24 protein-coding genes and 2 pseudogenes are annotated in these 24,400 nt (G+C 59.7%); 8 read left to right on the forward strand and 18 right to left on the reverse strand.

Annotated elements, in window-relative coordinates; all coding sequences use genetic code 11:
* Positions 1-11: 11 nt before the first annotated feature.
* From tssG to tssA, 10 genes are all read right to left on the reverse strand, one after another.
* A complete protein-coding gene (gene tssG, locus ACK6BI_RS18285) occupies positions 12-1,019 on the reverse strand; it encodes a type VI secretion system baseplate subunit TssG (protein WP_409318150.1) in 1,008 nt (335 codons plus the stop codon).
* Entirely contained in the window at positions 983-2,770 is a 1,788-nt protein-coding gene (tssF, locus tag ACK6BI_RS18290; protein ID WP_065258212.1) for a type VI secretion system baseplate subunit TssF, read from the reverse strand. The genes tssG and tssF overlap by 37 nt, the downstream gene beginning before the upstream one ends.
* Positions 2,771-2,839: 69 nt before the next feature.
* Entirely contained in the window at positions 2,840-3,262 is a 423-nt protein-coding gene (locus tag ACK6BI_RS18295; RefSeq protein WP_409318151.1) for a hypothetical protein, read from the reverse strand.
* Between the two features lie 264 nt (positions 3,263-3,526).
* Positions 3,527-3,913 (reverse strand): hypothetical protein, encoded by a 387-nt coding sequence (locus tag ACK6BI_RS18300; RefSeq protein ID WP_409318152.1) that lies wholly within the window; start codon positions 3,911-3,913, stop codon positions 3,527-3,529.
* Positions 3,910-4,902, reverse strand: coding sequence for a DUF6402 family protein (locus tag ACK6BI_RS18305; protein WP_409318153.1), 993 nt, complete (start codon positions 4,900-4,902; stop codon positions 3,910-3,912). The genes ACK6BI_RS18300 and ACK6BI_RS18305 overlap by 4 nt, the downstream gene beginning before the upstream one ends.
* Positions 4,903-4,913: 11 nt before the next feature.
* The gene (locus ACK6BI_RS18310; RefSeq protein ID WP_409318154.1) at positions 4,914-5,438 is read right to left on the reverse strand and encodes a PAAR domain-containing protein; all 525 of its coding nucleotides are present in this window, start codon (positions 5,436-5,438) and stop codon (positions 4,914-4,916) included.
* A gap of 11 nt (positions 5,439-5,449) precedes the next feature.
* The gene (gene tssE, locus ACK6BI_RS18315; protein ID WP_065258216.1) at positions 5,450-5,857 is read right to left on the reverse strand and encodes a type VI secretion system baseplate subunit TssE; all 408 of its coding nucleotides are present in this window, start codon (positions 5,855-5,857) and stop codon (positions 5,450-5,452) included.
* A 9-nt stretch (positions 5,858-5,866) separates the two neighbouring features.
* Positions 5,867-7,342: a type VI secretion system contractile sheath large subunit gene (gene tssC, locus ACK6BI_RS18320; protein ID WP_065258217.1), complete on the reverse strand. Its 1,476-nt coding sequence runs from the start codon at positions 7,340-7,342 to the stop codon at positions 5,867-5,869.
* A 28-nt stretch (positions 7,343-7,370) separates the two neighbouring features.
* A complete protein-coding gene (gene tssB / locus ACK6BI_RS18325) occupies positions 7,371-7,874 on the reverse strand; it encodes a type VI secretion system contractile sheath small subunit (RefSeq protein WP_409318155.1) in 504 nt (167 codons plus the stop codon).
* A 32-nt stretch (positions 7,875-7,906) separates the two neighbouring features.
* On the reverse strand, positions 7,907-9,469 hold the full coding sequence (tssA, locus tag ACK6BI_RS18330) for a type VI secretion system protein TssA (protein WP_409318156.1): 1,563 nt from the start codon (positions 9,467-9,469) through the stop codon (positions 7,907-7,909).
* A 715-nt stretch (positions 9,470-10,184) separates the two neighbouring features.
* Here tssA and tssI point away from each other — a divergent pair.
* From tssI to ACK6BI_RS18345, 3 genes and pseudogenes are all read left to right on the forward strand, one after another.
* Positions 10,185-12,082 (forward strand): annotated as a pseudogene (gene tssI / locus ACK6BI_RS18335) (type VI secretion system tip protein TssI/VgrG).
* Positions 12,049-12,435: pseudogene (locus ACK6BI_RS18340) on the forward strand (DUF2931 family protein); the annotation flags it as partial. The pseudogenes tssI and ACK6BI_RS18340, both read left to right, overlap by 34 nt.
* 13 nt (positions 12,436-12,448) lie before the next feature.
* Positions 12,449-12,802 carry a hypothetical protein gene (locus ACK6BI_RS18345; protein ID WP_409318157.1) on the forward strand — a complete coding sequence of 118 codons (354 nt, stop codon included), beginning with the start codon at positions 12,449-12,451 and terminating at the stop codon, positions 12,800-12,802.
* 80 nt (positions 12,803-12,882) lie between these two features.
* Here the strand turns inward: ACK6BI_RS18345 and ACK6BI_RS18350 are convergent, their stop codons facing one another.
* The 3 genes from ACK6BI_RS18350 to ACK6BI_RS18360 all read right to left on the reverse strand — a co-directional run bounded on the left by ACK6BI_RS18350 (position 12,883) and on the right by ACK6BI_RS18360 (position 14,691).
* Positions 12,883-13,158, reverse strand: coding sequence for an HU family DNA-binding protein (locus tag ACK6BI_RS18350; protein WP_003213368.1), 276 nt, complete (start codon positions 13,156-13,158; stop codon positions 12,883-12,885).
* Positions 13,159-13,350: 192 nt separating this feature from the next.
* A complete protein-coding gene (locus tag ACK6BI_RS18355) occupies positions 13,351-14,499 on the reverse strand; it encodes an NAD(P)/FAD-dependent oxidoreductase (RefSeq protein WP_409318158.1) in 1,149 nt (382 codons plus the stop codon).
* 24 nt (positions 14,500-14,523) lie between these two features.
* Positions 14,524-14,691 (reverse strand): rubredoxin, encoded by a 168-nt coding sequence (locus ACK6BI_RS18360; protein WP_065258224.1) that lies wholly within the window; start codon positions 14,689-14,691, stop codon positions 14,524-14,526.
* A gap of 199 nt (positions 14,692-14,890) precedes the next feature.
* Between ACK6BI_RS18360 and ACK6BI_RS18365 the strand changes: the two genes are divergently transcribed.
* Together ACK6BI_RS18365 and ubiA are read left to right on the forward strand one after the other, a co-directional pair.
* Entirely contained in the window at positions 14,891-15,442 is a 552-nt protein-coding gene (locus tag ACK6BI_RS18365; protein WP_409318159.1) for a chorismate--pyruvate lyase family protein, read from the forward strand.
* Positions 15,442-16,332 carry a 4-hydroxybenzoate octaprenyltransferase gene (ubiA, locus tag ACK6BI_RS18370; RefSeq protein WP_409318160.1) on the forward strand — a complete coding sequence of 297 codons (891 nt, stop codon included), beginning with the start codon at positions 15,442-15,444 and terminating at the stop codon, positions 16,330-16,332. Before ACK6BI_RS18365 ends, ubiA begins: the two co-directional genes overlap by 1 nt.
* A 63-nt stretch (positions 16,333-16,395) precedes the next feature.
* On the opposite strand, the gene ACK6BI_RS18375 is transcribed toward ubiA, so the two are convergent.
* Positions 16,396-16,779 carry a hypothetical protein gene (locus ACK6BI_RS18375; protein WP_409318161.1) on the reverse strand — a complete coding sequence of 128 codons (384 nt, stop codon included), beginning with the start codon at positions 16,777-16,779 and terminating at the stop codon, positions 16,396-16,398.
* A 151-nt stretch (positions 16,780-16,930) separates the two neighbouring features.
* Between ACK6BI_RS18375 and phoB the strand changes: the two genes are divergently transcribed.
* From phoB to ACK6BI_RS18390, 3 genes are all read left to right on the forward strand, one after another.
* Positions 16,931-17,620, forward strand: a complete 690-nt coding sequence (gene phoB / locus ACK6BI_RS18380; protein ID WP_003229608.1) for a phosphate regulon transcriptional regulator PhoB — start codon at positions 16,931-16,933, stop codon at positions 17,618-17,620.
* A 113-nt stretch (positions 17,621-17,733) separates the two neighbouring features.
* On the forward strand, positions 17,734-19,020 hold the full coding sequence (gene phoR / locus ACK6BI_RS18385) for a phosphate regulon sensor histidine kinase PhoR (RefSeq protein WP_409318231.1): 1,287 nt from the start codon (positions 17,734-17,736) through the stop codon (positions 19,018-19,020).
* A gap of 111 nt (positions 19,021-19,131) precedes the next feature.
* A complete protein-coding gene (locus ACK6BI_RS18390) occupies positions 19,132-20,472 on the forward strand; it encodes a hemolysin family protein (protein WP_065258229.1) in 1,341 nt (446 codons plus the stop codon).
* Positions 20,473-20,525: 53 nt separating this feature from the next.
* Here ACK6BI_RS18390 and ACK6BI_RS18395 read toward each other — a convergent pair whose 3' ends face one another.
* From ACK6BI_RS18395 to pstB, 4 genes are all read right to left on the reverse strand, one after another.
* Positions 20,526-21,422, reverse strand: a complete 897-nt coding sequence (locus ACK6BI_RS18395) for a peptidoglycan DD-metalloendopeptidase family protein (RefSeq protein ID WP_409318162.1) — start codon at positions 21,420-21,422, stop codon at positions 20,526-20,528.
* A gap of 145 nt (positions 21,423-21,567) precedes the next feature.
* Entirely contained in the window at positions 21,568-22,524 is a 957-nt protein-coding gene (locus ACK6BI_RS18400) for a response regulator (protein ID WP_409318163.1), read from the reverse strand.
* 179 nt (positions 22,525-22,703) lie between these two features.
* Complete coding sequence (gene phoU / locus ACK6BI_RS18405; protein ID WP_065258232.1) at positions 22,704-23,465, reverse strand: phosphate signaling complex protein PhoU; 762 nt, start codon at positions 23,463-23,465, stop codon at positions 22,704-22,706.
* Positions 23,466-23,530: 65 nt separating this feature from the next.
* Positions 23,531-24,364: a phosphate ABC transporter ATP-binding protein PstB gene (pstB, locus tag ACK6BI_RS18410; RefSeq protein ID WP_166221929.1), complete on the reverse strand. Its 834-nt coding sequence runs from the start codon at positions 24,362-24,364 to the stop codon at positions 23,531-23,533.
* Positions 24,365-24,400 lie beyond the last annotated feature (36 nt).

Genomic DNA, 24,400 nt, shown 5'->3' on the forward strand with positions numbered 1-24,400 from the left:
GGCTCACGTCCTTAATGAATTTTGCTGCCCAGGGTCACCACGCCGTCTGCTTTTTCGCAGCCCAGCCAACTGGTCCAGCCCAGGCGACAGTCGTTCTTCTCGCCAATGCGCAGTTCGCGGATTTCCTCCGGACGCAGCACCAGGCGAATGTCGTAATCGAGCGGGTCACGCAGGGTGAACCGCACCAGCGCGCAGAGCGGCTGGTAACCGAAACCGATGGGCAGGAATTCGTGAAATCGCTCCCAGTCGAGTTCGGTGATGTGAATGCGGAATTTGCCGCTGCGGTCGCGCACTTGCTCGCCCAGCACCAGGTCTTCGCCCAGCACGCTGTTGGCGAACCCGAGGCGGTTGCGCTGCTCTTCGAGGATTTCCACGCGGCGCTCGATGCACTGCTCGATGACCAGGTCTTCGTGCTTGAAGTAGTAACGCAGCACCGCTTCGATCAGCGCCGCCGAGTGCGCCCGCAGACTGAGCAGGCCGAGGTACGGCAACAGGCGCTTCCAGTTCAGTTCCTTGGCCTTGCGGATCTCGTCGCCGCCGAGGCCGATCAGCGCGAACAGATGCGACGAGAACGGGTCCACCGCGCCGCTCTGGAAGCTGGCGCGGTAGCGATATTTGCGCCAGATCGGCAGCAACAGCCGTTGCAGGCGATGGTGGAACAGGTCGAGGAAGTTGCGCGTCGGGTTGCCGTCCTCGCTGTCGCCCAGGGCCTGCTCGCCGTAGAACGCCGGCAACGGCGAACCGGAACCGACCAGACCGATCAGGTTGAAACGCAGACGCGCGCGCATCTGCCCGTGTTCCTCGAAAAACTCCACGCGGTCGACGTCGCTGCCGGGGAAACCCAGGCTCGGGTTGGCCTGGAATTCCAGCTGATCGTACAGATCCTCTTCGCTCAGGTACGGGTGCGCCTCGCGCAGCCGGTCGATCACCAGCAGCACGGCCTGAAACAGCGAGTACTCGCGTATTACCCGGCTCAGCCCGCTTAAAGCAGGGGCTGCAGGCCCATACGTGGTGTCCATTGGTACACCTCTCCCTGTGTGCTTTTTACCCGCAGTTCGTGGAACGAATTGAGACTGGCGTAAAGCGCGAAAAACTCGTTGAGAACCGAGGCGAAGACGAACAGGTCGCCCTCACCGATATACCCTTCCGGGTCGATGGTCAGTTCGGTGCGCAGACCGCGCACCGGCAGGCCACGGTGCAACCGGTCCACGTGGTGATGCTTGATCAGCTTCAGGCCGCCGAGCAGGCGTTTGCTGACCTTCTCCGCGTGCTGGTCGTAGTAACGCGGCAGGTCGTAGGTTTCGAGAATCACCTTCAGTGCGTTGACGTCGGCCAGCGACAGATAGTTGAGCGACATGTTGCTGATCAGCTTCCACAGGAAGTCGCGGTTCAGCGGCGGCGCGAAACTGGACGTGGCCGGGGTGATGTTGCGGAAACTCAGGAACTCCGGGGTCTCTTCGCAGGCCATGCAGATCTGCCCGAGCTTGAGTTTGCGCGGCAGGTTCTGGTTGGTGCAGACCAGCTCGATGGACAGGGTTTCGTGGGCTTCGGTGTGGCGGATGCCGAAGCTCAGGTAAGTGTCGAGGCCGTCGTGCAGCAGCGACGAGCGCTGGCGGATGCTGTAATGCGGGCGGCTGTTGGGCACGTCGAAACTCGGGTCGTGCTCGAAGGATTCGAACGGCACGTATTCCTGATAACCGAGGCCGCCGGGCTTCCAGCCGGTCACGCCTTCCACCGAAAACACACCGCAGTTTTCCAGGTCGAATTCCGCCGGCAGCAGCAGGTATTCGTCCTGCTTGCCGTCGAGGCGGATCGGCAGTGCGTCGTGCTTGAACAGATTGACGATCGGCGTGCAGAACAGCTTCACGTTATCCAGGGTCGGGCGCATGCGCATGATCCCGCTCTTGCGGATATCGAAGCGCATTTCCAGGCCGCGCATCTGCTTGAGGGTGTCTTCCGGCAGCGCCTTGAGGATGTCCAGGCCGTGGACATCGACGAACAGGAACTTGTCCTGGAAGGCGAAGTATTCCTGCAGGTAGCGGTAGCCCCGGAAGGTGTTCAGCGGATACGGGATCAGCGCCTCTTCTTCGGCAAAGCCCACGGGCTTGACGCGGTCACCCGGAATCTTGAACGCCATCGGTTTGCCGCTCACGCCGTCGATTGGCTTGCCGGCGCCGTCGAGGGGGATCAGTTCGATGCCGTCGAGGTTGCGCAGCAGGCTCAGGTAGAGCATCTGGCTGATGTAGCGCTCGCCGGCAAAGTGCAGGCGCAGCTTGCTCAGCTCCAGCTCACCGAGGTGGCCGTCGGCGCTCATCTCCAGGCGCAGGCTGAGCAGCGAACCGTCGCCCTTCACCGAGTAGTTCAGCGCGGCCAGATCCAGCGCCATGACTTCGGTCGGATAGCAGGTGCGGAAACGGCAACGCACGTCTTCGATCGGCACGCTTTCGATCGGCGTATCACGCTCGACCTTCAGCGCCGGTCCCGAACGCTTGAGCGGATCGAATTGCAGAATGCTGAATGCCGGCAGCGGGCGCATGTAGTTCGGCCACAGCAACTGCATCAGGGAATGGCTGAGCTCCGGCAACTCGTCATCGAGCTTCTGGCGCAGACGCCCGGTCAGAAACGCAAAGCCCTCCAGCAACCGCTCCACATCCGGATCCCGCCCGGCCTGCCCCAGAAACGGCGCCAGCGCCGGACTACGCTCGGCGAAACGGCGGCCCAGTTGGCGCAGTGCGGTGAGTTCGCTTTGGTAGTAGTGGTTAAAGGACACGGGTTACCTGCCTGGTAGTGGAACTCATGAAAAAACTGTCCTGTGGATTACGCTCGATGCCCGATCTGCTCATGGGATGACACTCTCAGGCTGGGCCGATTGGATGCGTCCAGCGATGTTTCGCGATGCCCAACGCAACTCGATGACTTGAGTGGTCAGGATTGCCAGCAAGGTGACGCAACCTTGAGCCACGCCATAAAACAAGGCTCTCAACGGGTTGTCGGGGAGCATCCAGAGCAGGATGAATCCCACCAGAAGGCTCAGGATCACTAGCTTGGCGACGAGGCTTGGAATCAGCGCTGCAATCAGATTGACCCCGAGAAATATGTAAAACATCGCGTAGCTGGCCATACCGATGGCGACTCCACGAGTGGTGAACCCACCGTTCAGATGCTTGTAGGCATGTACGACTGCATCATTCAAAAACACGTAGCCCACGCATCCGAAGGCATGGACAAACAGGCACATGGCGATACGCGAGTAGTTGCTCATGCTGGTCTCAGGTTTCCGTACCACGTTCCAAGGCCATGGATAGCTACAACAGCCGCCAAAACCGAGAGCGTTAGTGCACGATGAAGACGTGAATTTCGAGCAGCCCGATGCGAGGCAGTCAGGAGCAATACCAAGCTCAACAGGGCCAGGCAGCCAAACAGATCACTGTCAGCGACACCAGCCAGATACCCCTGCAAACTCATTGCGTCCATGAATACCGCTCTCCAACTTTCTCAGGTAGCGACGCCGGCTTTAAATCAGGCATCAACGACACTCTGAAACTATCCAACTTTCCCAACCTTCAGAGCCTGGATAAACAATCATCTCTCCGCGAAATTCGGGGGCAACGCCGGGACTTCCCTCCTCCCGCCAGAGATACCATTCTGATGTTTTCAGTAGATCGTTATTCTTTGTATAAACGCGATAAAAATACGGACTGCTGAAGTACTTAAATGCACGACCGGCCACTGCACCCAAAAAATTGTAATTCGGTGAATACGTTGCGATATAGCAGCTTCCTGAGTCATTCCAGTCAATGAAAAGAGGCTCCGCGGCCTTTGAGCTAATCACCTTCAGGCCCAAAAGAACCAAAACCGGCACAAGCACGCACAACGAAAAAGTTAAAAAGCTCTTTCTAAAAGACGCTTTCATGGCATTGCCTTAGGCTTGGTCGATCGTTGCGAAAACTCTGCGAAATCTGCAGAAGTGAAACGATGATGAATGGATACGGGAAATTTTTTGACCGTAGAGTACACAAACAAATCACCGCCCTTCCCAAGCTTGTTGCGGTAACTGTTGTAACTATCGTTGGTCACCTTGAAGTAAACCTTCCCCTCAGACTCATATGTTTCTGGAGAAGTTAAATATGCAAAAATGCTTGGCCTGACAACGCCGTCATGATTCCAGTACCCAAGCAATTGGTCGCTGCCATCTTCATTCAGAAATTCATATGTATCACGTACATAACAACCGATTTCTTCAATCATTAATGTAGCAGCCATCTTTTTCGTCTTGGGCGTAGTACTGAATTTTGTAACTGCAAACTTAATAACAAACCCACCCAACGTGCCGTACACGTCATCCAATGGGTTATTCTTCTTTTCCGAAGTGGTAATACCGATAGAACGAAAATTGTATTGCGTAGCGGACTCCAGCATTCTCGCATTCAAGGCACTGTAGTCATGAGTTCCCTTTACAAGATCCTGGTTAGCCTCATCGAGGACTCCAAGAGTTCTCATGCAGGTCATAAATTGCAAAAGCCCCGGCGCCAACTGCGTCAGTCCCTTTTGACGACCAATAAGCTCATTGTATTGACTGGGGCTTGCGGCCTTCGCAATAAGCTCTTTGATGGTTTCACCAGTGTGGGGCGAGGAGGATGTAAGCCATTCAAAATCCAAATCATCGAACAGCTTTTCTTTGGTGATCTTGTCAACGGCAAGACGTCCCCGCTTCTCGCTTGAGGACATCACAAAAGGCGCACCGTCGAACCAACGCTGCATGATTCGAGCGCTTTCCTTCCAGCCCATTTTCCTCATCACACCTGGAATATCGGTGATCTGGAAATGATCGACGGCCGCTTCCGCTGGCTTCTTGTCAGAGGAAGGGGTGAGTTGAGCTGTTACAGGAGTAGGTGCAGGCATGTGATAGTCCTTTAAGCAATCACTAGCGAAGTCTGTTCTTCGACAATAAGCGTGACACTTTCAGCCAGGTGGGAAGCAATAGGCCTCGTTCGGCCTTGTGCATCAGTAACGCCCTTGACCTCTTTACCGGAGGCTGTACGCAAGGTGTACGGTCGGTCAGCGACCGGTGTTCCGGTTCTAGGATTACGAACCACAAAGTGCTGACTAAACGGCCACTGAATCTCCACCGGCAACGGCGGCACAAACGGCGCCGGTGAATGCGAATTGCCGATAATCACCGTCCCTGATCCAGCCGTGACTTTATTGCCGTGAGAACCAACCGAACCAACGGTGGCGGCAGGTTTGCCATTGATCAGAACCGTCGTCGCCAGATCGCCGACCAACGCGCCACCACACGCCGAGGCATCGCCCTGGCGAGCGGCCGGGAGGCCGTCGAAGAACACGTCGCCGGAACCGGCGGCAATCGGGTTGGTGCCGTGGCCGGGGAGCGGGCAAGCGGTGGGGTCGGATACGCGTGCTGCAGGTTTGCCAGACATCGGGGTTCTCCTTAGTTGACCTTCACTTGACCGCTGCCATCCAGGCGCGCGGCGAAACTGACCTGACGCTTGAAACCCTCGACTTCCAGCAGGCCTTCGATGCTGAAGGCCAGGCGAAGCTGGTCGTGGTCTCGCGGCAGGGAAATGACACGCACGTTGCTCAGGCGCGGCTCGTAGGCTTCGATGAAGCTTTCGATGGCCAGGCGGGCCTGACTCAGGGAGTCGTGCAGGCTCAGACGCATGTCATTGAGATCGGGCAACCCGTAGTCGGACAGCGTTTGCACGCTGCCGGCCCGGGTGCTGAGCATTTTGGCCAGATGGGCAGCCACCGACGCCATGGCAGAAGCCTCGAGGCTCTTGCCCTTGCGTAGTTCCGCGTCGCCGTTGAGGCGTTCGAAAAGGCTGCCGTATCCGTCCATGAGTCGCTCTTACTCTTTGTCCAGCTTGCCAACCAGCGACAGGGTGAAATCGGCACCCATGTACTTGAAGTGCGGGCGCACGTTCAGGCTGACGCGGTACCAGCCCGGCTCGCCTTCAACGTCGCTGACGATCACTTGCGCAGCGCGCAGCGGACGACGGCCACGGACTTCGGCGCTCGGGTTTTCCTGGTCGGCCACGTACTGGCGGATCCACTTGTTCAGTTCCAGTTCGAGGTCGGTACGCTCTTTCCACGAACCGAGTTGCTCGCGCTGCAGCACTTTCAGGTAGTGAGCCAGGCGGTTGACGATCATCATGTACGGCAGCTGGGTGCCGAGCTTGTAGTTCAGCTCTGCCGCCTTGCCTTCTGCGCTGATGCCGAAGAACTTTGGCTTCTGCACCGAGCTTGCGGAGAAGAACGCCGCGTTGTCGGAGCCTTTACGCATGGTCAGGGAGATGAAGCCTTCCTCGGCCAGTTCGTATTCACGACGGTCGGAAACCAGAACTTCGGTAGGAATCTTGGTTTCGATTTCGCCCATGCTTTCGAAGTGGTGCAGAGGCAGGTCTTCGACCGCGCCGCCGCTCTGTGGGCCGATGATGTTCGGGCACCAGCGGAATTTGGCGAAGCTGTCGGTCAGCTTGGTACCGAAGGCGAAAGCGGTGTTGCCCCACAGGTAATGCTCGTGGCTGTTGGCAACGTTTTCCTTGTACACGAACGATTTGACCGGGTTCTCTTCCGGATCGTACGGGTTACGCAGCAGGAAACGCGGCACGGTCAGGCCGACGTAGCGGGAGTCTTCCGAGGTACGGAAGCTCTGCCATTTGGTGAATTGCGGGCCTTCGAAGTGATCTTTCAGATCCTTCAGGTCCGGCAGGCCGGTGAAGCTTTCCAGGCCGAAGAATTTCGGACCGGCAGCGGCGATGAACGGCGCGTGGGACATGCAGGCCACGCTCGAGACGTACTGCATCAGCTTCACGTCCGGCGAGCTTGGGGACAGGTAGTAGTTGGCGATGATCGCGCCAACCGGCTGACCACCGAACTGGCCGTATTCAGCGGTGTAGATGTGCTTGTACAGGCCCGACTGCATCACTTCCGGCGAGTCTTCGAAGTCGTCCAGCAGGTCGTCCTTGGAGACGTTGAGGATTTCGATCTTGATGTTTTCGCGGAAGTTGGTGCGGTCGACCAGCAGTTGCAGGCCACGCCACGACGATTCCAGCGCCTGGAAGTCCGGGTGGTGCAGGATTTCGTCCATCTGACGGCTGAGCTTGGCATCGATCTCGGCGATCATGCGGTCAACCATGGCTTTCTTGACCGGCTCACCGTTGTTCTGCGGCTTGAGCAGCTCTTCGATGAACGCCGACACACCGCGCTTGGCGATGTCGTAGGCTTCGTCGTCCGGCGTCAGGCGGGTTTCGGCGATGATGCTGTCGAGGATGCTGTATTCGCCGTTCTCGGCGGCGTTCTGTTGTGCTGCGCTAGTGCTCATTGTGTTGGCTTCCTTGGCTGCTGGAGTCTCAGGCGTCCGGGGCTGTGGCGTTCAGGCCCAGCTCACCGAGTACGCGACCGCGGGATTCGTCGTCGGCGAGCACGCCTTCGATGGCTTTACGGAACGCAGGTGCGTTACCCAGCGGGCCTTTGAGGGCCACCAGCGCATCGCGCAGTTCCATCAGTTTTTTCAGCTCGGGCACTTGCTCGACCAGGCTGGCCGGGTTGAAGTCCTTCATGGAGTTGACGCGCAGTTGCACGGCCAGCTCGTCAGCCTCGCCATCTTCCTGCAGACGGTTGGGCACGCTCAGCATCAGACCCAGCTCTTGCTTGGCCAGCACTTCGTCGAAGGTCATCTTGTCGATGCTGATCGGCTTGCGATCCTCGATCTTGCGATCGTCCTTGCGGTGGGTGTAGTCACCGATTGCCAGCAGCTTCAGCGGCAGTTCAATCTCTTCCTGAGCACCGCCGGTGGCGGGTTTGAAGGTGACGTTGATGCGTTCCTTGGGGGCTACCGAGCCTTCTTTGGCCATGGCTTTTCTCCTTGCGGTTGTGGCCCTGGGGCCTATTCGAGTACCACTTCGAGGTCGAGGTGGCACAGCCTGCGATAAATCTCTTCCTTGCGTTCACGTACGGCATGGTTCTGCGGCAACAACTCGCAGCAACTGTGCAGCAGGTGCAGCACTTCCAATGCAAGATCGGGCTCCCAGGCGTGCAGGCCTGAGTCCTGTAATGTCTGATCGAGGGTTTCGAGCTGGTTCCTGGCCAGTTCGTATTTCTTGGCCAGGAAGCACAGCCGCGCGAGGGCGAACTGCCAGAAGAAGCGTTCGCGCCCGCCGTGAGCCGACTGCATCCCCTGCTTGAGGATCTGCACCGCAGGCTTGAGGCCTTCCTTGCGCAGGATCGGCTGGACTTCCTCGAGGGCCTTTTCCCAGGCTGGCTGGGTTTCGACGTTTTCGGTTTCCACCTTGCGCGGCGCGCTGGCGCTTTGCAGGTGCGGCATGACGTTGGCCGCGATCCACGCCCGGGTGGACGGATCGGCGAACGGAGTGCCGTCATGGAAACGCAATTCGATGATGCCGGGCAGGCGCTGAATCAAAAGCGCGAAGTGGATTTCCACTTCGCGCATGGCCAGCTCGGCGTTGAGGTTCTGGAGGCATTCCCAGACCATCCGTTGGCCATCGAACCAGAACGGCGCCTTCGCCAGGCTCGCCTCCAGTTCTACCAGCAGGTCAGCGTATTTGCCCTGGTCGAAGCGGTCCTGATACTGCTTGAGCTTGTCCACCGGCAGCCCGCGCAGCACGGTGATCTGCTCGGCATTGCGCTCGGGCACTGCGTCGATGGTCATCCACAGCAAGGTGCGGTTGAGGCGCAGGGCGCGCAGGTCGGTGGCCTTCTGCTTGAGCCACCAGGCGCACAATGGACGGGCACTTTCCTGCTGGGCGCGCAGGGCCTTGTGGGCTTCCTTCTCGTTATCGATCGGGGCGCCGGGGGTCAGCAACTGCGTGGCCGCCTGCTTGACCTGAGCCACCGCCGCACCCACCACGCCGGGCGCCGGCTGGTTGTCGGCAGCGCGCTGGATCATGGTTTTCAGGCGGCGGGAGAGCGGCAGCAGCAACGGCGCGTCGTCCCCCAGATGCTCGGTGCAGGCTGCGTCAAGACCGGACAGGTGCTCGGACAACTGCCGGAACATCGGCAGTTGCTCCTTGATCGCGACGTTTTCGGTGAGCACCTGCTCCAGACGCGGTACCAGCCAGCCAATGGCGGCGGCCCGGGTGCGCGGTTTGAGCGGGTGAACGTCCGCCCAATGGTTTTCCGACAGATGGTGCAGAAAAGCGAGGCCGGCCAGCAGGCCGGGGAAGGATTCACGCTGGTACAGCGACCACGTCAGCCAGGCGCCGACACGCAGATCCTTGGATTGGGTACGCAGCAGGTTTTCGCTGTTTTCGCGGATTTTCAGCCAGTCGACCTGCCCGCTTTCGTGCATCGACGAAGCTTTGGCCAGCTCGCTTTCCAGCGCCTCGAACTCGCTCGAGAAACGAACGTCTTCGCCCGCAAAATTCTCTTTGGAAACAGAGGCTTTAGCGAGATCGAGGTAATGGGCGGAAAGTTTGCTTGAGTAGGACATCCATGGCCTTTGTTTGGATTACGGTCGTACGCCTTTTGGAATTGAAGCGGCGCGGGGACAGTATCGAAGAGCAGTGTAAAGACTCATCCAATTGAGTACGTGCTCTTGCAAGTGCGCGCATCGTAATCACTATGATGGCCACTAGCAAGCATCTGATTAAACAACAAGACGAACTGTTCATTGGGGTGTGTAGGAGATCACCCTATATGCAACAAGGTTTTCCCTGATATCGGTTTATATTCTGCATTTTCCGCCTTCAACCCCGTGATCATTGATCTAGAGCGGTTCGTACCGGTGCCTGCCGCGTTTCGTACGCCCGTCCCATAAATACGGGAGACAGCATGACAAAGAAGAAAAAAATTTGAAGTAGGACACGTCCTAAAATGCGCTGTCATCTATTAACAAATCACGGAGGACAACCGTGATCAATAAAAGTGCCATCAAATTGATGGCAATTCACACACTGAATATTATTTGAACACCCGTAAGGGCCGGGTTGCCGCACAGTATTTTATCTTCCTGATTCACTTTCCTGCAGACACTTCCCACACCCTGAACGTTGTTTTACAACGCGGAACAGTCCGACTTCATCCAGAGATGTTTCTTACATAAGTTTGTTTCATACCTTGTTAGCGTGCCGGGAAATATTCGCGTCCGTTGACCAGGGAGGGTTTCGACATCACGCCAGCCCCCCTCTCTGCTTAAGGACAAGCGTATGCCTGAAGCTGTCACTTCTGCGCGCTTTACACTGCAAATCCCCGCCGTTCCCCACGACTTAAGGGTGCTGTCTTTCGAAGGCTCCGAGGCCGTCAGTACGCTTTATGCCTTCAAGGTTGAGCTCGTCAGCGAACGTCATGATCTCGACATGGAAGCGTTGCTCGCCCATTCGGCATTCCTGCGTTTCGGTCTGAAAGGCGAAGGGATACACGGGCGTATCGAAGAAGTGCAGGTGGGCGAGTCGGGAAAACGCCTGGCGCATTATGGCCTGACGCTGGTTCCAACCCTTCATTACCTGCAGTTCAGTCAGGACCAGAGGATTTTCCAGAACCTGACTGTCCCGCAGATCATCACCCACGTACTCAAACGGCACGGCATCCTCACCGACGCCTTCAGGTTCCATGTGCAACCGCAGCCGCCACGGGAATACTGCACGCAATATGGCGAAACGGATTTCGAGTTCATCCAGCGCCTGTGTGCCGAAGACGGCATCGCATGGCATCACCGGCACTCGGTGGAGAGGCACCTGCTGGTGTTCACCGATGACACGGTGTTTCTGCCAACACTGCCTGCCACACCCTACCGACGTAACAGCGCCATGGTGGCGGAACACCCGGTGGTCCGCCGGTTTTCCTGGCAGGCCCGGACGCGTACCAGCCGCGTCACACGTCGCGACTACGATCCAAAACGCCCTCATCTTTCGCTCGAGAGCCGCTTTGTTGCCGAGTTCACGCCCCGACTCGGGGACTATCGATATCCGCTGGCGATGGAGAATGAAAAACGCGGCAAACAACTGGCCCGTCAGGCCCTGGAACGTCATCGCGCCGATTATGAAACGACTGAAGGTGACAGCGACCAGCCTGCCCTGCGTTGTGGCCACCTGCTCGAACTGACCGGGCATCCCCGCAAGCGACACAACGGACTGTGGCAATTACTTGAAGTCCGGCACACCGGACGACAGCCTCAAGTGCTGGAGGAGTACGCCATCCACGAACCGTCCTGCGCAAACGATTTTACTCAGGCTTACCGCAACAGTTTTCGCGCCATGCCTGCCGAGGTGGTTTTCCGCCCGCCACTGCCAGCGCGCCGACCTGCGCTTGTGAGCCAGACCGCCCGACACCGGCGGCTACAACGAACTGACACTTGAAGACCGCGCCGGACTGGAACTGATCTACCTGCGCGCCCGGCGCGACATGCAGCGGCAGATTCTCAATGACAGCCGGCTGGAAGTCGGGCGCGATCGATGAAAGCATCAACGGCAACAGCCAGACGACTGCCGGCAAGGTCAGCACGGTCGAGGCGGGTCAGCAGGTACAGATCAAGGCCGGCGCGAATGTGCTGCTGGATGCAGGCGCCAGCATCACGCTGAGAGCGGGTGGTCATCAAATCGTGATCGACGAGGCTGGAATCTTCAGCAGCACCGAAATCGTGACGGGCGGCAAATCATCCGCTGGCAACGCCGCTGAGTCTCCGGCGACCGACGGGGCGGGCGCGCTGGCAGCAAGACCGACGGCTGCCTCCACTGAAGATCTTGAGGACGGCGAACTCGAGGAAGAGGAGGAAGAGGTCGAACTGGAGGATGAAACCCCTGCCGGGATTACGTTGCGGATTGGTGTGTTTTTCGATGGAACGGGGAACAACAAGGCCAACTGCGAAACGGTCGCGGCTTGCTATGCGCCAGATGCCAATCTGGCTGAAGCAGCTGTGCTTGACTTCACAGGCGCCAACAGCAGAAGTCCGGGACTGAACTTGAAGCTGCCGGAGGGTTGCGCCAACAAAGTGGTGCACCTGGTGGCTCGTGATGAATATCGCGAGAACTTTGCCCTTAACAGCCTGGGTGAGATTGATCTGGTGTTACCCGGCGTGACGTCACCGGTGCCGATCTTCCCCGCTTGATTTATGTACGATGGCAATCATTGGCAGAGCCACAAACCTACGAGGCCTACATTGTCATTCCCGAGTCTGCGCGGGAAATCATGCGTTAACCGGAAAAGGCTTTCTGCAGACTGGATGGCAAATGGATCACAGACTACCGCGACCGCATAACTATTGGCTTGGCGCCTGGCGGTATTGCCAAGGTTTGGCAGCGTGGGCCTTGTCTCAAGCCTGTCGAAATTGCTCGGGTTGAAGGGAGCATCGTCAAGCAGGGGCCGTACCAAGGGAAAAATGAAGGACGCTACGCGCTACCTCTTTCACCCGAATCCAATACCTACATCGAAAAATACGGCATCCCCTTCGGAAGCTGGTAAGGAGCAACAACTCATGGAATTGAACCCCCTGTTTCTCACGGCGCTGCTGTTACTGCCTGCTACCGAGGCGTCCGCAGATACCCGGTCGCTGGAAGGACATTATGTTCTGCAAGGCGCCATGGAGATGGGCGCGGCACTGCTGCTGCGCAAGGACGGAACCTTTGACGCAGGCGTGGCATATGGCAGCGCTGACGGTTTTGCAAAAGGTACATGGCATGTAGAAAACAGCACGTTGACGCTGAAAAGCGAAACCAAACCATCTTCCAGTAACGATTTATCCGCTTTGTTTGAGGATCTGCAACTCGCCATCGAACCCAATTGCCTGGCGGTGGATTTCGGCAACGGCAAAGCTTGTTTTCGGAAATAGCCACGCCAACAAAAACGGGCATCCGACCGCAATCGGTATGCCCGTTTTTTATGCCGCTCCCCCGCCACGCGGGTGGTGGATCACGGATTGACGCTGTCTTTCAACGACTTGCCCGGCTTGAACGCTACGGTGTTGCTGGCCTTGATCTTGACGGGTTCACCGGTTTGCGGGTTTTTACCGGTGCGGGCGCCGCGATGGCGTTGCAGGAAGGTGCCGAAGCCGACGAGCGTGACGCTGTCCTTGCGGTGCAGGGCGCCGGTGATTTCTTCGAGGACGGCGTTGAGAACGCGGTTGGCCTGCTCTTTGGTCAGATCCGCTTTTTCAGCGATTGCAGCGGCGAGTTCTGGTTTACGCATTAGTGAAGCCCCTTTGAGTCGGTTTTTTGTTGTTATGTCCGTGCTGTTCTCGTTGGAACAGCGCCCAAGGCGCCGCAGGCTCTACTCTGCGGCAGACGGGAGTGAGAATGGCACGCGGATACGGGCGGCGCCAGTCTCCCCGCGACCTTTGTGGGGGCAAAAGCGGGGTGATTCCGACAGAACGACCGGTATTTACGCCAGCAAGGCCGGAAGCTGTTTGTTCAGGGCGAGTTTTTCCATCACCGCGGCGCCGGTCAGCGCATAACCGAGCAATTGCCCTTCGGCGTCGTGGCACAGCGCCTTGACGTCGGCGCCCTGCCCTTCGACCGTCCAGACACCTTCGCGACCCCGTGGCGGCGGTGAAACCACCAGCGGGCAGACCGGGGTTTTCACGGTGATCGGCATCGGCCCGTAGTTCACCGCTGTCGGGTTGCCGGCCAGGGTCTGTGCCAGCGCTCGCGCACAGCTCATGAGGGGCATGACGTACAGAAGATTCAGCCCGTCGACTTCTGCGCAGTCGCCCAAGGCATAGATATTGGCGTGTGAAGTTTGCAGGTGACGATCGACCATCACGCCGCGATTGGTCTGGATGCCGGCAGCCGCTGCCAGATCGATCCGTGGGCGCAGGCCGATGGCCGACACCACCACATCGCACGAAATCACCTGACCATCGGAGAGATGCGCTTCCAGACCATCGGCAACCTTCTGCAAACGGGTCAGCACCGGGCCGAGGTGGAAACGCGCGCCAAGGCTTTCCAGCCCGGCCTGCACCGCTGCCGCAGCGGACGGGTGCAACAGGGTCGGCATCACCTGCTCGCACGGCGCAACCAGTTGCACTTCGTAGCCGCCGAGAATCAGGTCATTGGCGAATTCGCAGCCGATCAGGCCAGCACCGAGCAACAGCACACGGCGTTTGCCCGCCGCTGCGGCCCGAAAGCGTGCGTAGTCTTCAAGATCGTTGATCGGGAACACCAGGTCCCCGCCGTCGCCCTCGATCGGCACACGCACGGTCTCCGCGCCCCAGGCGAGGATCAGGTCGCGATAGTTCACCGCTTCCTCTGCGATCCACAGACGCTTGTGGCCCGGGTCGATACCGCTGATGCGGGTGTGGGTGCGGATCTCGGCCTTCAATTGCTCGGCCATGGCGCCCGGTTCGGCCATGCTCAGGCCGTCGGCATCCTTGTTCTTGCCGAAACCGGTGGACAGCATCGGCTTGGAGTAGGAACGACCGTCATCGGCGGTAATCAGCAGCAGCGGGGTTTCGCCATCGAGTTTGCGAAACTCGCGGGCCAGGTTGTAGCCCGCCAGCCCGGTGCCGACGATCACGACAGGTGCACTCATTTCCTACTCCTTCAGTGTTGGGTCTCAGGCGATTTCGATCATTTCGAAGTCCATCTTGCCGACGCCGCAGTCCGGGCACAGCCAGTCTTGCGGCACGTCTTCCCAGCGAGTGCCCGGCGCGATGCCGTCATCCGGCCAACCCTCGGCTTCGTTGTAGATCAGCCCACAGACGATGCATTGCCACTTCTTCATTCAGGTACTTCCTCAGGATTCAGGCGGTGTCCGGCGCGGACGGTCGATGGTGCAGCGTTGCCGTCCGGCTCAGGGCGTTTTGTACTGATCGAACCGGCCGGATGCAAGCCTGTTCGGCGCAATGGCGCGACGGATCAATCAAACCCGCGGCTCGCCATGGTAAGCTCGCCGCCTCTTTCGCTGCCAATAATGACTCATTGTGCAACACTCAAACGCCCCGCTGTGGCGCCTGCGAAGCCACCTCGATCCCCTCCCCGACATGTCCACCCTCGACTGGCTGTTCGACGAAGGCTCCCTGACCCGACGCCTGACCCGCCTGTCCGGTGACGGTTTCAGCGTCACGCCGCTGTTCGAAGGCTGGCAGACCCTGCGCGACGACGAGTGCGCGGCGCTGGAACTGGCCGAAGGCAGCGAAGGCTGGGTGCGCGAGGTCTATCTGCGCGGTCATGGCGAAGCCTGGGTGTTCGCCCGCAGCGTGGCTTCGCGCGGCGCCTTGCAGGGCGACGGCCTGCACATGGATGAACTGGGCAGCCGCTCTCTGGGCGAACTGCTGTTCTGCGATCACGCCTTCCAGCGTCAGGCCATCGAAGTCTGTGACTATCCTGAGCGATGGCTGCCCGAAGCCGCTCGCGCTTCAGGATTGTGGGGGCGCCGTTCGCGCTTCGACCGTGGTGCGCTGAGCGTGCTGGTGGCAGAGATCTTCCTGCCGGCCCTGTGGAATGCCGTCCGCGCCAGTCCGGAGAATTGCTGATGTATCAGAGCCTGCTCAAGTCCCTGAACCGCCTGAATCCCCGGGCCTGGGATTTCATTCAACTGACCCGCATGGACAAGCCGATCGGCATCTACCTGCTGCTGTGGCCGACGCTCTGGGCCCTGTGGATTGCCGGTAAAGGTTCGCCCTCGCTGGCCAACATCGTGATTTTCGTCCTCGGCGTGGTACTGACCCGTGCCGGCGGCTGCGTGATCAATGACTGGGCCGACCGCAAGGTCGACGGCCATGTGAAACGCACCGCCGAACGCCCGCTGGCCGCCGGCCGGATCAGCTCGAAAGAGGCGCTGGTGTTCTTCGCACTGCTGATGGGCGTGAGCTTCCTGCTGGTGCTGTGCACCAACGCCGCGACGATCTGGTTGTCGCTGGGCGGTCTGGCGCTGGCGTTCACCTATCCGTTCATGAAGCGCTATACCTATTACCCGCAAGTGGTGCTGGGCGCGGCGTTTTCCTGGGGCATGCCGATGGCGTTCACCGCCGAGACCGGCGAGCTGCCGGCGTCGGCCTGGCTGCTGTGGATCGCCAATCTGCTGTGGACGGTGGGCTATGACACCTATTACGCGATGACCGACCGCGACGATGACCTGAAGATCGGCGTGAAATCCACGGCGATCCTGTTCGGCGATGCGGACCGGGTGATCATCCTGACCTTGCAGGCATTGTCGCTGGGCTGTCTGGTGTTGGCGGGGTCGAAGTTCGAGCTGGGGATCTGGTTCCACCTCGGCCTGCTGGTGGCGGCCGGCTGCTACGCCTGGGAGTCCTGGTACACCCGCGACCGCGACCGGATGCGCTGCTTCAAGGCATTCCTGCACAACCATTGGGCGGGGATGGCAATCTTCGTCGGGATCGTGCTGGATTACGCGTTGCGCTGATCTGAAAGAACCGCGGCCCGAGGCAATGCCTGCGGGCCGCGATCCCGTTTCACTGCCGATGGCTTATTTGTGCTCGTGAACCACGTGCCACGCATCCATCTTGCCGTCGCCCATCATGTCACCCGGCTTGGCGTCCATCTTGAAGGTATACAGCGGTTTGCCGTCGTAGGCGTACTGCATCTTGCCGTCATCGCGCTTGATCACCGTCCACTTGCCCTCTGCCTTGGCACCTGCCGGCGCCATCATCGGAGGCCAGTTCTCGGCGCATTTGTCATTGCACATCGACTTGCCGCCAGCGTCCTTGTCGAACGTGTATACGGTCATGCCTTTGTGATCGACCATCATGCCGTCTTTCATCATGGCCGGTTCGGCCGCCATCGCCAGTCCCGGCAGCGTCAGCGCGGCGGTCATCAGCAGGGCTTTGAAGGAAGCAGTCATTTGAGTCATGGAAACCTTCTTTTGTGGTTGTCAGGATTCGGACTTAGAGCTTAGTCCAGGATTTGCACAATCGCCGCCGGACTAAAATACTGTCACACGACTGCAATAATTCCGTTATCTAATGCGGCGCAAGACAGTTAAATGACAAGAGGATTAAGGCATGGTTGGCAGGAGCATTCTGATCGTCGACGACGAAGCGCCCATTCGCGAAATGATCGCCGTTGCGTTGGAAATGGCCGGCTATGACTGCCTCGAGGCAGAGAACTCGCAGCAGGCCCACGCCATCATCGTCGACCGCAAGCCGGACCTGATCCTGCTCGACTGGATGCTGCCGGGCACCTCCGGCATCGAACTGGCTCGCCGCCTCAAGCGTGACGAACTGACCGGGGACATCCCGATCATCATGCTTACCGCCAAAGGCGAAGAGGACAACAAGATCCAGGGCCTGGAAGTCGGCGCCGACGACTACATCACCAAACCGTTTTCCCCACGCGAACTGGTGGCACGCCTCAAGGCCGTGCTGCGTCGCGCCGGTCCGACCGATGGCGAAGCGCCGATCGAAGTCGGCGGCCTGTTGCTCGATCCGATCAGCCACCGCGTGACGATCGATGGCCGTCCGGCCGAGATGGGCCCGACCGAATACCGGCTGCTGCAATTCTTCATGACCCACCAGGAACGTGCCTACACCCGTGGCCAGTTGCTGGACCAGGTCTGGGGCGGCAACGTCTATGTTGAAGAGCGCACCGTCGACGTGCACATCCGGCGCCTGCGCAAGGCCCTCGGCGATGCTTACGAAAATCTGGTACAAACCGTGCGCGGCACCGGCTATCGGTTCTCCACCAAGGCATAAAAAGCCGCTGCAGGCTTCTGGCTACAAGCAGCCGATGCGCCTTGGCTTGCAGCTTGAAACTGAGTAAAGGACGCTCCGTGAATCAAAACTGGCATGGCACCCTGATTCGCCACATGCTGTTGCTGGTCACCGCCTGTCTGGTGATCGGCCTGATCACCGGCTACTACGGCTGGAGCCTCGCGGCGGGACTAGGCCTCTACCTGGCCTGGACGCTCAAGCAGTTGCTGCGTCTGCACGAATGGCTGCGCCTGCATCAACCCGATGAAGCACCACCCGACGGCTATGGTCTGTGGGGCGAAGTGTTCGACAGCATCTACCACCTGCAACGCCGCGACCAACGGGTACGCGGGCGCCTGCAAGCGGTGATCGACCGCGTCCAGGAGTCCACCGCCGCGCTTAAAGACGCGGTGATCATGCTCGACAGCGACGGCAACCTGGAATGGTGGAACCGCGCCGCCGAAACCCTGCTCGGCCTCAAGACCCCGCAAGACAGCGGCCAACCCGTGACCAACCTGGTCCGCCATCCGCGCTTCAAGGAATACTTCGAGCAGGAAAACTACGCCGAGCCGCTGGAAATCCCTTCGCCGACCAACGACCGCGTGCGCATCCAGATGTACCTCACGCGCTACGGCAACAACGAACACTTGATGCTGGTGCGCGACGTCACGCGCATCCATCAGCTGGAACAGATGCGCAAGGACTTCATCGCCAACGTCTCTCATGAGCTGCGGACCCCGCTGACGGTAATCTGCGGCTACCTGGAAACCCTGCTCGACAACGTCGAGGAAGTGAACCCGCGCTGGAACCGTGCCCTGCAGCAGATGCAGCAACAGGGCGGGCGCATGCAGACCCTGCTCAACGACTTGCTGTTGCTGGCCAAACTGGAAGCCACCGATTACCCGTCGGACAACCAGCCCGTGCACATCGACACCCTGTTGCAGTCGATCAAGAGCGATGCGCAGCAATTGTCCGGGACGAAGAATCAGAAAATCACCCTGGAGGCCGACGCCAGCATCTTGCTCAAGGGCAGCGAGGCGGAACTGCGCAGCGCGTTTTCCAATCTGGTGTTCAACGCCGTCAAATACACCCCGGCCGAAGGCAACATCCGTATCCGCTGGTGGGGCGACGATCAGGGTGCGCACCTGAGCGTGCAGGATTCCGGGATCGGCATCGACAGCAAACACCTGCCGCGCCTGACCGAGCGTTTCTACCGCGTCGACTCCAGCCGCAACTCCAACACCGGCGGCACGGGCCTGGGCCTGGCCATCGTCAAACACGTGTTGCTGCGTCACCGCGCGCGGATGGAGATCAGCAGCGTGCCCGGCCACGGCAGCACCTTCACCTGCCATTTCGCCCCGGCGCAGATCGCTCAGGCACGAGTCATCAGCACCGCTGAGTAATGCCGGACTAGGCAATCGCCAGGTCAGCCGCTACATTGGCTGACTTGCGCCTGCCTTTCAGGCGCGAATCTTTCTCCATTACGAATCACACGGAACCCGCAAAACTCCATCATGGACCCTTCCCCTGGCTTGTCCCTCGCAACGATATTCGCCGATTTCGGCATGATTCTTTTCGCTCTGATCCTGGTTCTGCTCAACGGCTTCTTCGTTGCGGCGGAGTTCGCCATGGTCAAACTGCGCTCGACCCGGGTCGAAGCCATCGCTGAGCAGCACGGTTGGCGCGGGCACATCCTGCGCACCGTGCACAGCCAGCTCGATGCTTACCTGTCGGCCTGCCAGCTCGGCATCACCCTCGCCTCCCTCGGCCTGGGCTGGGTCGGCGAGCCGGCGTTCGCGCACCTTCTGGAGCCCGTGCTGAGCGCGGTCGGCGTGCAGTCGGCCGAAGTGGTCAAAGGCATTTCGTTCTTCACCGCGTTCTTCATCATTTCCTACCTGCACATCGTGGTCGGCGAGCTGGCACCCAAATCCTGGGCAATCCGCAAACCCGAGCTGCTGTCGCTGTGGACGGCGGTGCCGCTGTACCTGTTCTACTGGGCCATGTACCCGGCGATCTACCTGCTCAACGCCAGCGCCAACACCATTCTGCGCATTGCCGGCCAGGGCGAACCGGGCCCGCATCACGAGCACCATTACAGCCGTGAAGAACTGAAACTGATCCTGCACTCCAGCCGTGGCCAGGACCCGAGCGACCAGGGCATGCGCGTGCTGGCGTCGGCGGTGGAAATGGGCGAACTGGAAGTGGTCGACTGGGCCAACTCCCGGGAAGACCTGATCACCCTCGAGTTCAACGCGCCGCTGAAAGAAATCCTGGCGATGTTCCGCCGCCACAAGTTCAGCCGCTATCCGGTGTACGACAGCGAGCGCAAGGAATTCGTCGGCCTGCTGCACATCAAGGACCTGCTGCTGGAACTGGCGGCGCTGGATCACATTCCGGAGTCGTTCAACCTGGCCGAGCTGATCCGGCCGCTGGAGCGGGTATCGCGACACATGCCGCTGTCGCAGCTGCTGGAGCAGTTCCGCAAGGGTGGCTCGCACTTTGCCGTGGTCGAAGAGGCCGATGGCAACATCATCGGCTACCTGACCATGGAAGACGTGCTGGAAGTGCTGGTCGGCGACATCCAGGACGAACACCGCAAGGCCGAACGCGGCATCCTCGCCTACCAGCCGGGCAAGCTGCTGGTGCGGGGCGATACGCCGCTGTTCAAGGTCGAGCGCCTGCTGGGCATCGATCTGGACCATATCGAAGCCGAAACCCTCGCCGGGCTAGTCTACGAAACCCTGAAGCGGGTGCCGGAAGAAGAAGAGGTGCTGGAAGTCGAAGGTCTGCGGATCATCATCAAGAAGATGAAGGGCCCGAAGATCATTCTGGCCAAGGTGCTGATGCTCGATTGAGCAGTGTTGCGGGGTAGATTTTGTGGCAAGGGAGCTTGCTTCCTCGCCACACTTTATCGCTTGCCCAGCGCAAAGTTGGGCAATGCCCCCAGCGGCTGATTGAACTGATACGGAATCGACACCAGCCCCCCTCCTGTATTGCGCTGCACCACAAAGTGCAGGTGCGGGCCGCTGCTGTTGCCGGTATTGCCGGACAGCGCCAGCGGGCTGCCCACCGCTACCCGTTGCCCCTCCCGCACGCTCACCGAGCCTTGCTTGAGATGCAGGTACACGCCCATCGTGCCGTCGTCGTGCAATATCCGCACGAAGTTGCCGGAAGGATCGGTGCCGCGCCCGCTCTGCGAGTTTTCGGTCTTCACCACCACCCCGGCCCGCGCCGCGATGATCGGCGTGCCCACCGGCATGGCGATATCCATCGCGTACTTGTTCTTCGGTCCATAGTGGCTGTAATCGCCATTGGCGCCCTGACTCAGACGGAACGGCCCGCCACGCCACGGAAACGGATAGCGATAGCTCTGGGCGGCGCCAGCGGGGTCGCCGAGGGAATACTGGAATTGCGGCGTATACACCAGCGGCTTGCCAGCGGACACCGCCGTCAGCAACGCCAGCCGTGTATTGCTGCGTGCCGGCAGCACCCGACGGATCGCCTGCGTCGGTGCACCGCGAACGTTGCTCATCCCGGTGAACGCCAGCGCGACCTCCACCGGCGCGTACAGGTCGTTGCGCACGAACACCACGTCCGTGCCCTTCTGCTTCTTGATATCGAGATAGACCTGGCGCTCGAGCCGCTCGACCATCCGGTCCTGAAACACGAACACCTGGGAGCCTTTGCTCGGACGGTCGCTGTACGAGACCACTCCGTTGGCATCGGTGGACTTGTAGATCGTCATGGCCACGGTCGAGGTGGAGGCCATGAACAGACCACAGAAAAACAGCAGGCGCAGGGGCATGGGCAAACGTTCTGTCGAGTGAGGCCTGGGAATGAGCCTAGCAGCTGAAGCAGACCAGGCTAGTCGACAGATGTTTCAAATTTGGCACAGCCAGAAAAAAGACCGCGGCCCGGCACAGGCGGCGGTCTTTTTTTGCCCGCGACGCTTACGCGCCCGGAACGAAGTGCTTCTGCGCCGTGCCGCGGGCGATCAGACGGGAGATGTAGTCGAGCTTCTGTGCGTCCTGATCGACGAAACGGAAGGTCAGTTGCAGCCATTCGCTGTCCGGCTTCGGCTCGTGGGCGACCACCGCGTGCAGGTAACCGTTCAGACGAGCGATCTCGGCGTTATCGCCCTGCTCCAGGTCCAGCACGGCGCTGTCGAGGATCTGAGGCAGGCTGTCGGTACGCTTCACCACCAACAGCGCTTCCTTGATACTCAGGGCCTTGATCACGCACTGCTGGGTACCGCCTGGCAGACGCAACTGGCCTTGACCACGACCGCTGGCCGGGGCGGCAGAAGCTGCCGGTGCTTTCACCGGCGGGCTGTTGAGCAGGCCACGCTGTGGTGCGGCGGCAGGTGCCGGGGCGGCAGCGGCAGGCTTGGCAAACGGGTTGGCCGCAGGCGCAGCCGGTGCAGAGCCGACCACTGCAGCTTTGCCACCGGTCAACGCGCTCAGAGAATCGTTGCCGAACGCCGAGTTCATCTTGGTCGGGGCGCTGTTCATCAGGGCATCGAGCTTGCCGATCTTGTTCAGGGCCTGCTTGACCTTGGTCAGCAGCTGCTCGTTGGTGAACGGTTTGCTGACGTAGCCGGAAACGCCGGCCTGGATCGCCTGCACCACGTTTTCCTTGTCGCCACGGCTGGTGACCATGATGAACGGCATGGTCTTGAGGTTGTCCTGCTCACGGCACCAGGTCAGCAGTTCGAGGCCGGACATTTCCGGCATTTCCCAGTCGCACAGCACCAGGTCGAAGGCTTCCTTGGCCAGCATGGCCTGGGCCTTCTTGCCGTTGATGGCGTCCTCGGTGCGGATCCCCGGGAAGTAATTACGCAGGCACTTTTTCACCAGGTCACGAATGAACGATGCATCGTCCACGACCAACACACTGATCTTGCTCATCCAACACCCCTATTAAAATCCCGGCAAGCATAACGCTGGCTGATGGCACATTGCCAAAACTCTTCAGTCACGCCGGGACTTTTCGTTCGCGGGTGCTGCTTTTTAATTCGATTGCGCATTCTGGAAATGCACAAACAAAAACGCCCGGCCAAAGGGCCGGGCGCTTTTCTCAGGCAATCTTACTTATCGTCAGCATCGCCCGGAACATTAGCGGTTTCGCCGCTTGTTCCTTCAACTTCTTCCTTCATGCGCTTGAGGCCCATATGGCGCACGTCGGTGCCGCGCACCAGGTAGATCACCAGCTCCGAGATGTTACGGGCGTGGTCGCCGATGCGCTCCAGCGAACGCAGCACCCAGATGATGCTCAAGACCCGCGAGATAGAGCGTGGGTCTTCCATCATGAAGGTTGCCAGCTCACGCAGGGCGGTCTTGTATTCACGGTCGATGATCTTGTCGTACTGCGCCACCGACAGCGCTAGATCGGCATCGAAACGGGCAAAGGCGTCCAGTGCATCACGCACCATGTTGCGCACCTGGTCGCCGATGTGACGCACTTCGACGTAACCGCGCGGCGCTTCACCTTCTTCGCACAGCTGAATGGCGCGACGGGCGATCTTGGTCGCTTCGTCGCCGATGCGCTCCAGGTCGATCACCGATTTGGAGATGCTGATGATCAGACGCAGGTCCGAAGCCGCCGGTTGACGGCGGGCCAGAATGCGCAGGCATTCCTCGTCGATGTTGCGTTCCATCTGGTTGATCTGATCGTCGATCTCGCGCACTTGCTGGGCCAGGCCCGAGTCGGCCTCGATCAGCGCGGTGACCGCGTCATTGACCTGCTTCTCGACCAGCCCGCCCATGGCCAGCAGGTGGCTGCGCACTTCTTCCAGTTCGGCGTTGAACTGCGCGGAAATGTGATGGGTAAGGCCTTCTTTACTAATCATGTTGGCGTCCTTGGAGCGTCCGGTAAGGTGCGAGCGTCAATTCAGTGAGCGACAACCAGCGTCTGCTAGCCGTAACGACCGGTGATGTAGTCTTCGGTCTGCTTCTTGGCCGGATTGGTGAACAGGGTATCGGTGTCGCCGAATTCCACCAGTTTGCCCATGTACATGAACGCCGTGTAGTCGGACACCCGCGCCGCCTGCTGCATGTTGTGGGTCACGATGACGATGGTGAACTTGGATTTGAGCTCGTAGATCAGCTCTTCGACTTTCAGGGTCGAGATCGGGTCGAGCGCCGAGCACGGTTCGTCGAGCAGCAGTACCTCCGGTTCCACGGCGATGGTACGGGCGATCACCAGACGCTGTTGCTGACCGCCGGACAGGCCAAGGGCCGAGTCATGCAAACGGTCTTTCACTTCGTCCCACAGGGCGGCGCCTTTGAGTGCCCACTCGACGGCTTCGTCGAGGATGCGCTTCTTGTTGATGCCCTGGATGCGCAGGCCGTAGACAACGTTTTCGTAGATGGTCTTGGGGAACGGGTTGGGCTTCTGGAACACCATGCCGACCCGGCGACGCAGCTCGGCCACGTCCTCACCCTTGCGGTAGATGTTGTTGCCGTAGAGGTTGATCGCGCCTTCGACGCGGCAGCCGTCCACCAGGTCGTTCATGCGGTTGAAAGTACGCAGCAGTGTGGACTTGCCACAGCCGGACGGGCCGATGAAGGCCGTCACGCGCTGTTTCGGGATGTTCATGCTGACGTCGAACAACGCTTGTTTCTCGCCGTAGAACAGGCTCAGGCCCGGCACTTCGATGGCCACGGTTTCCTGCTCGAGGTTCAGGCTCTGCTTGTCGCGACCCAGGGCAGACATGTTGATGCCGTGGGTATGTGTTTCGTGCTGCATGGGAGATCCCCTGTGCTAACAAATTCGGTTCGGTTG

The sequence above is a fragment of the Pseudomonas sp. KCJK9016 genome, assembly GCF_046231795.1.
Classification (GTDB): domain Bacteria; phylum Pseudomonadota; class Gammaproteobacteria; order Pseudomonadales; family Pseudomonadaceae; genus Aquipseudomonas; species Aquipseudomonas bananamidigenes.

Excerpts from the sequence above, each read along its gene's own strand:
- tssG (WP_409318150.1), bottom strand. The coding sequence starts at position 1,019 with ATGGACACCACGTATGGGCCTGCAGCCCCTGCTTTAAGCGGGCTGAGC.
- ACK6BI_RS18295 (WP_409318151.1), bottom strand. The coding sequence starts at position 3,262 with ATGAGCAACTACTCGCGTATCGCCATGTGCCTGTTTGTCCATGCCTTC.
- ACK6BI_RS18300 (WP_409318152.1), bottom strand. The coding sequence starts at position 3,913 with ATGAAAGCGTCTTTTAGAAAGAGCTTTTTAACTTTTTCGTTGTGCGTG.
- ACK6BI_RS18305 (WP_409318153.1), bottom strand. The coding sequence starts at position 4,902 with ATGCCTGCACCTACTCCTGTAACAGCTCAACTCACCCCTTCCTCTGAC.
- ACK6BI_RS18310 (WP_409318154.1), bottom strand. The coding sequence starts at position 5,438 with ATGTCTGGCAAACCTGCAGCACGCGTATCCGACCCCACCGCTTGCCCG.
- tssE (WP_065258216.1), bottom strand. The coding sequence starts at position 5,857 with ATGGACGGATACGGCAGCCTTTTCGAACGCCTCAACGGCGACGCGGAA.
- tssC (WP_065258217.1), bottom strand. The coding sequence starts at position 7,342 with ATGAGCACTAGCGCAGCACAACAGAACGCCGCCGAGAACGGCGAATAC.
- tssB (WP_409318155.1), bottom strand. The coding sequence starts at position 7,874 with ATGGCCAAAGAAGGCTCGGTAGCCCCCAAGGAACGCATCAACGTCACC.
- tssA (WP_409318156.1), bottom strand. The coding sequence starts at position 9,469 with ATGTCCTACTCAAGCAAACTTTCCGCCCATTACCTCGATCTCGCTAAA.
- ACK6BI_RS18345 (WP_409318157.1), top strand. The coding sequence starts at position 12,449 with ATGGAATTGAACCCCCTGTTTCTCACGGCGCTGCTGTTACTGCCTGCT.
- ACK6BI_RS18350 (WP_003213368.1), bottom strand. The coding sequence starts at position 13,158 with ATGCGTAAACCAGAACTCGCCGCTGCAATCGCTGAAAAAGCGGATCTG.
- ACK6BI_RS18355 (WP_409318158.1), bottom strand. The coding sequence starts at position 14,499 with ATGAGTGCACCTGTCGTGATCGTCGGCACCGGGCTGGCGGGCTACAAC.
- ACK6BI_RS18360 (WP_065258224.1), bottom strand. The coding sequence starts at position 14,691 with ATGAAGAAGTGGCAATGCATCGTCTGTGGGCTGATCTACAACGAAGCC.
- ubiA (WP_409318160.1), top strand. The coding sequence starts at position 15,442 with ATGTATCAGAGCCTGCTCAAGTCCCTGAACCGCCTGAATCCCCGGGCC.
- ACK6BI_RS18375 (WP_409318161.1), bottom strand. The coding sequence starts at position 16,779 with ATGACTCAAATGACTGCTTCCTTCAAAGCCCTGCTGATGACCGCCGCG.
- phoB (WP_003229608.1), top strand. The coding sequence starts at position 16,931 with ATGGTTGGCAGGAGCATTCTGATCGTCGACGACGAAGCGCCCATTCGC.
- phoR (WP_409318231.1), top strand. The coding sequence starts at position 17,734 with ATGCTGTTGCTGGTCACCGCCTGTCTGGTGATCGGCCTGATCACCGGC.
- ACK6BI_RS18390 (WP_065258229.1), top strand. The coding sequence starts at position 19,132 with ATGGACCCTTCCCCTGGCTTGTCCCTCGCAACGATATTCGCCGATTTC.
- ACK6BI_RS18395 (WP_409318162.1), bottom strand. The coding sequence starts at position 21,422 with ATGCCCCTGCGCCTGCTGTTTTTCTGTGGTCTGTTCATGGCCTCCACC.
- ACK6BI_RS18400 (WP_409318163.1), bottom strand. The coding sequence starts at position 22,524 with ATGAGCAAGATCAGTGTGTTGGTCGTGGACGATGCATCGTTCATTCGT.
- phoU (WP_065258232.1), bottom strand. The coding sequence starts at position 23,465 with ATGATTAGTAAAGAAGGCCTTACCCATCACATTTCCGCGCAGTTCAAC.
- pstB (WP_166221929.1), bottom strand. The coding sequence starts at position 24,364 with ATGCAGCACGAAACACATACCCACGGCATCAACATGTCTGCCCTGGGT.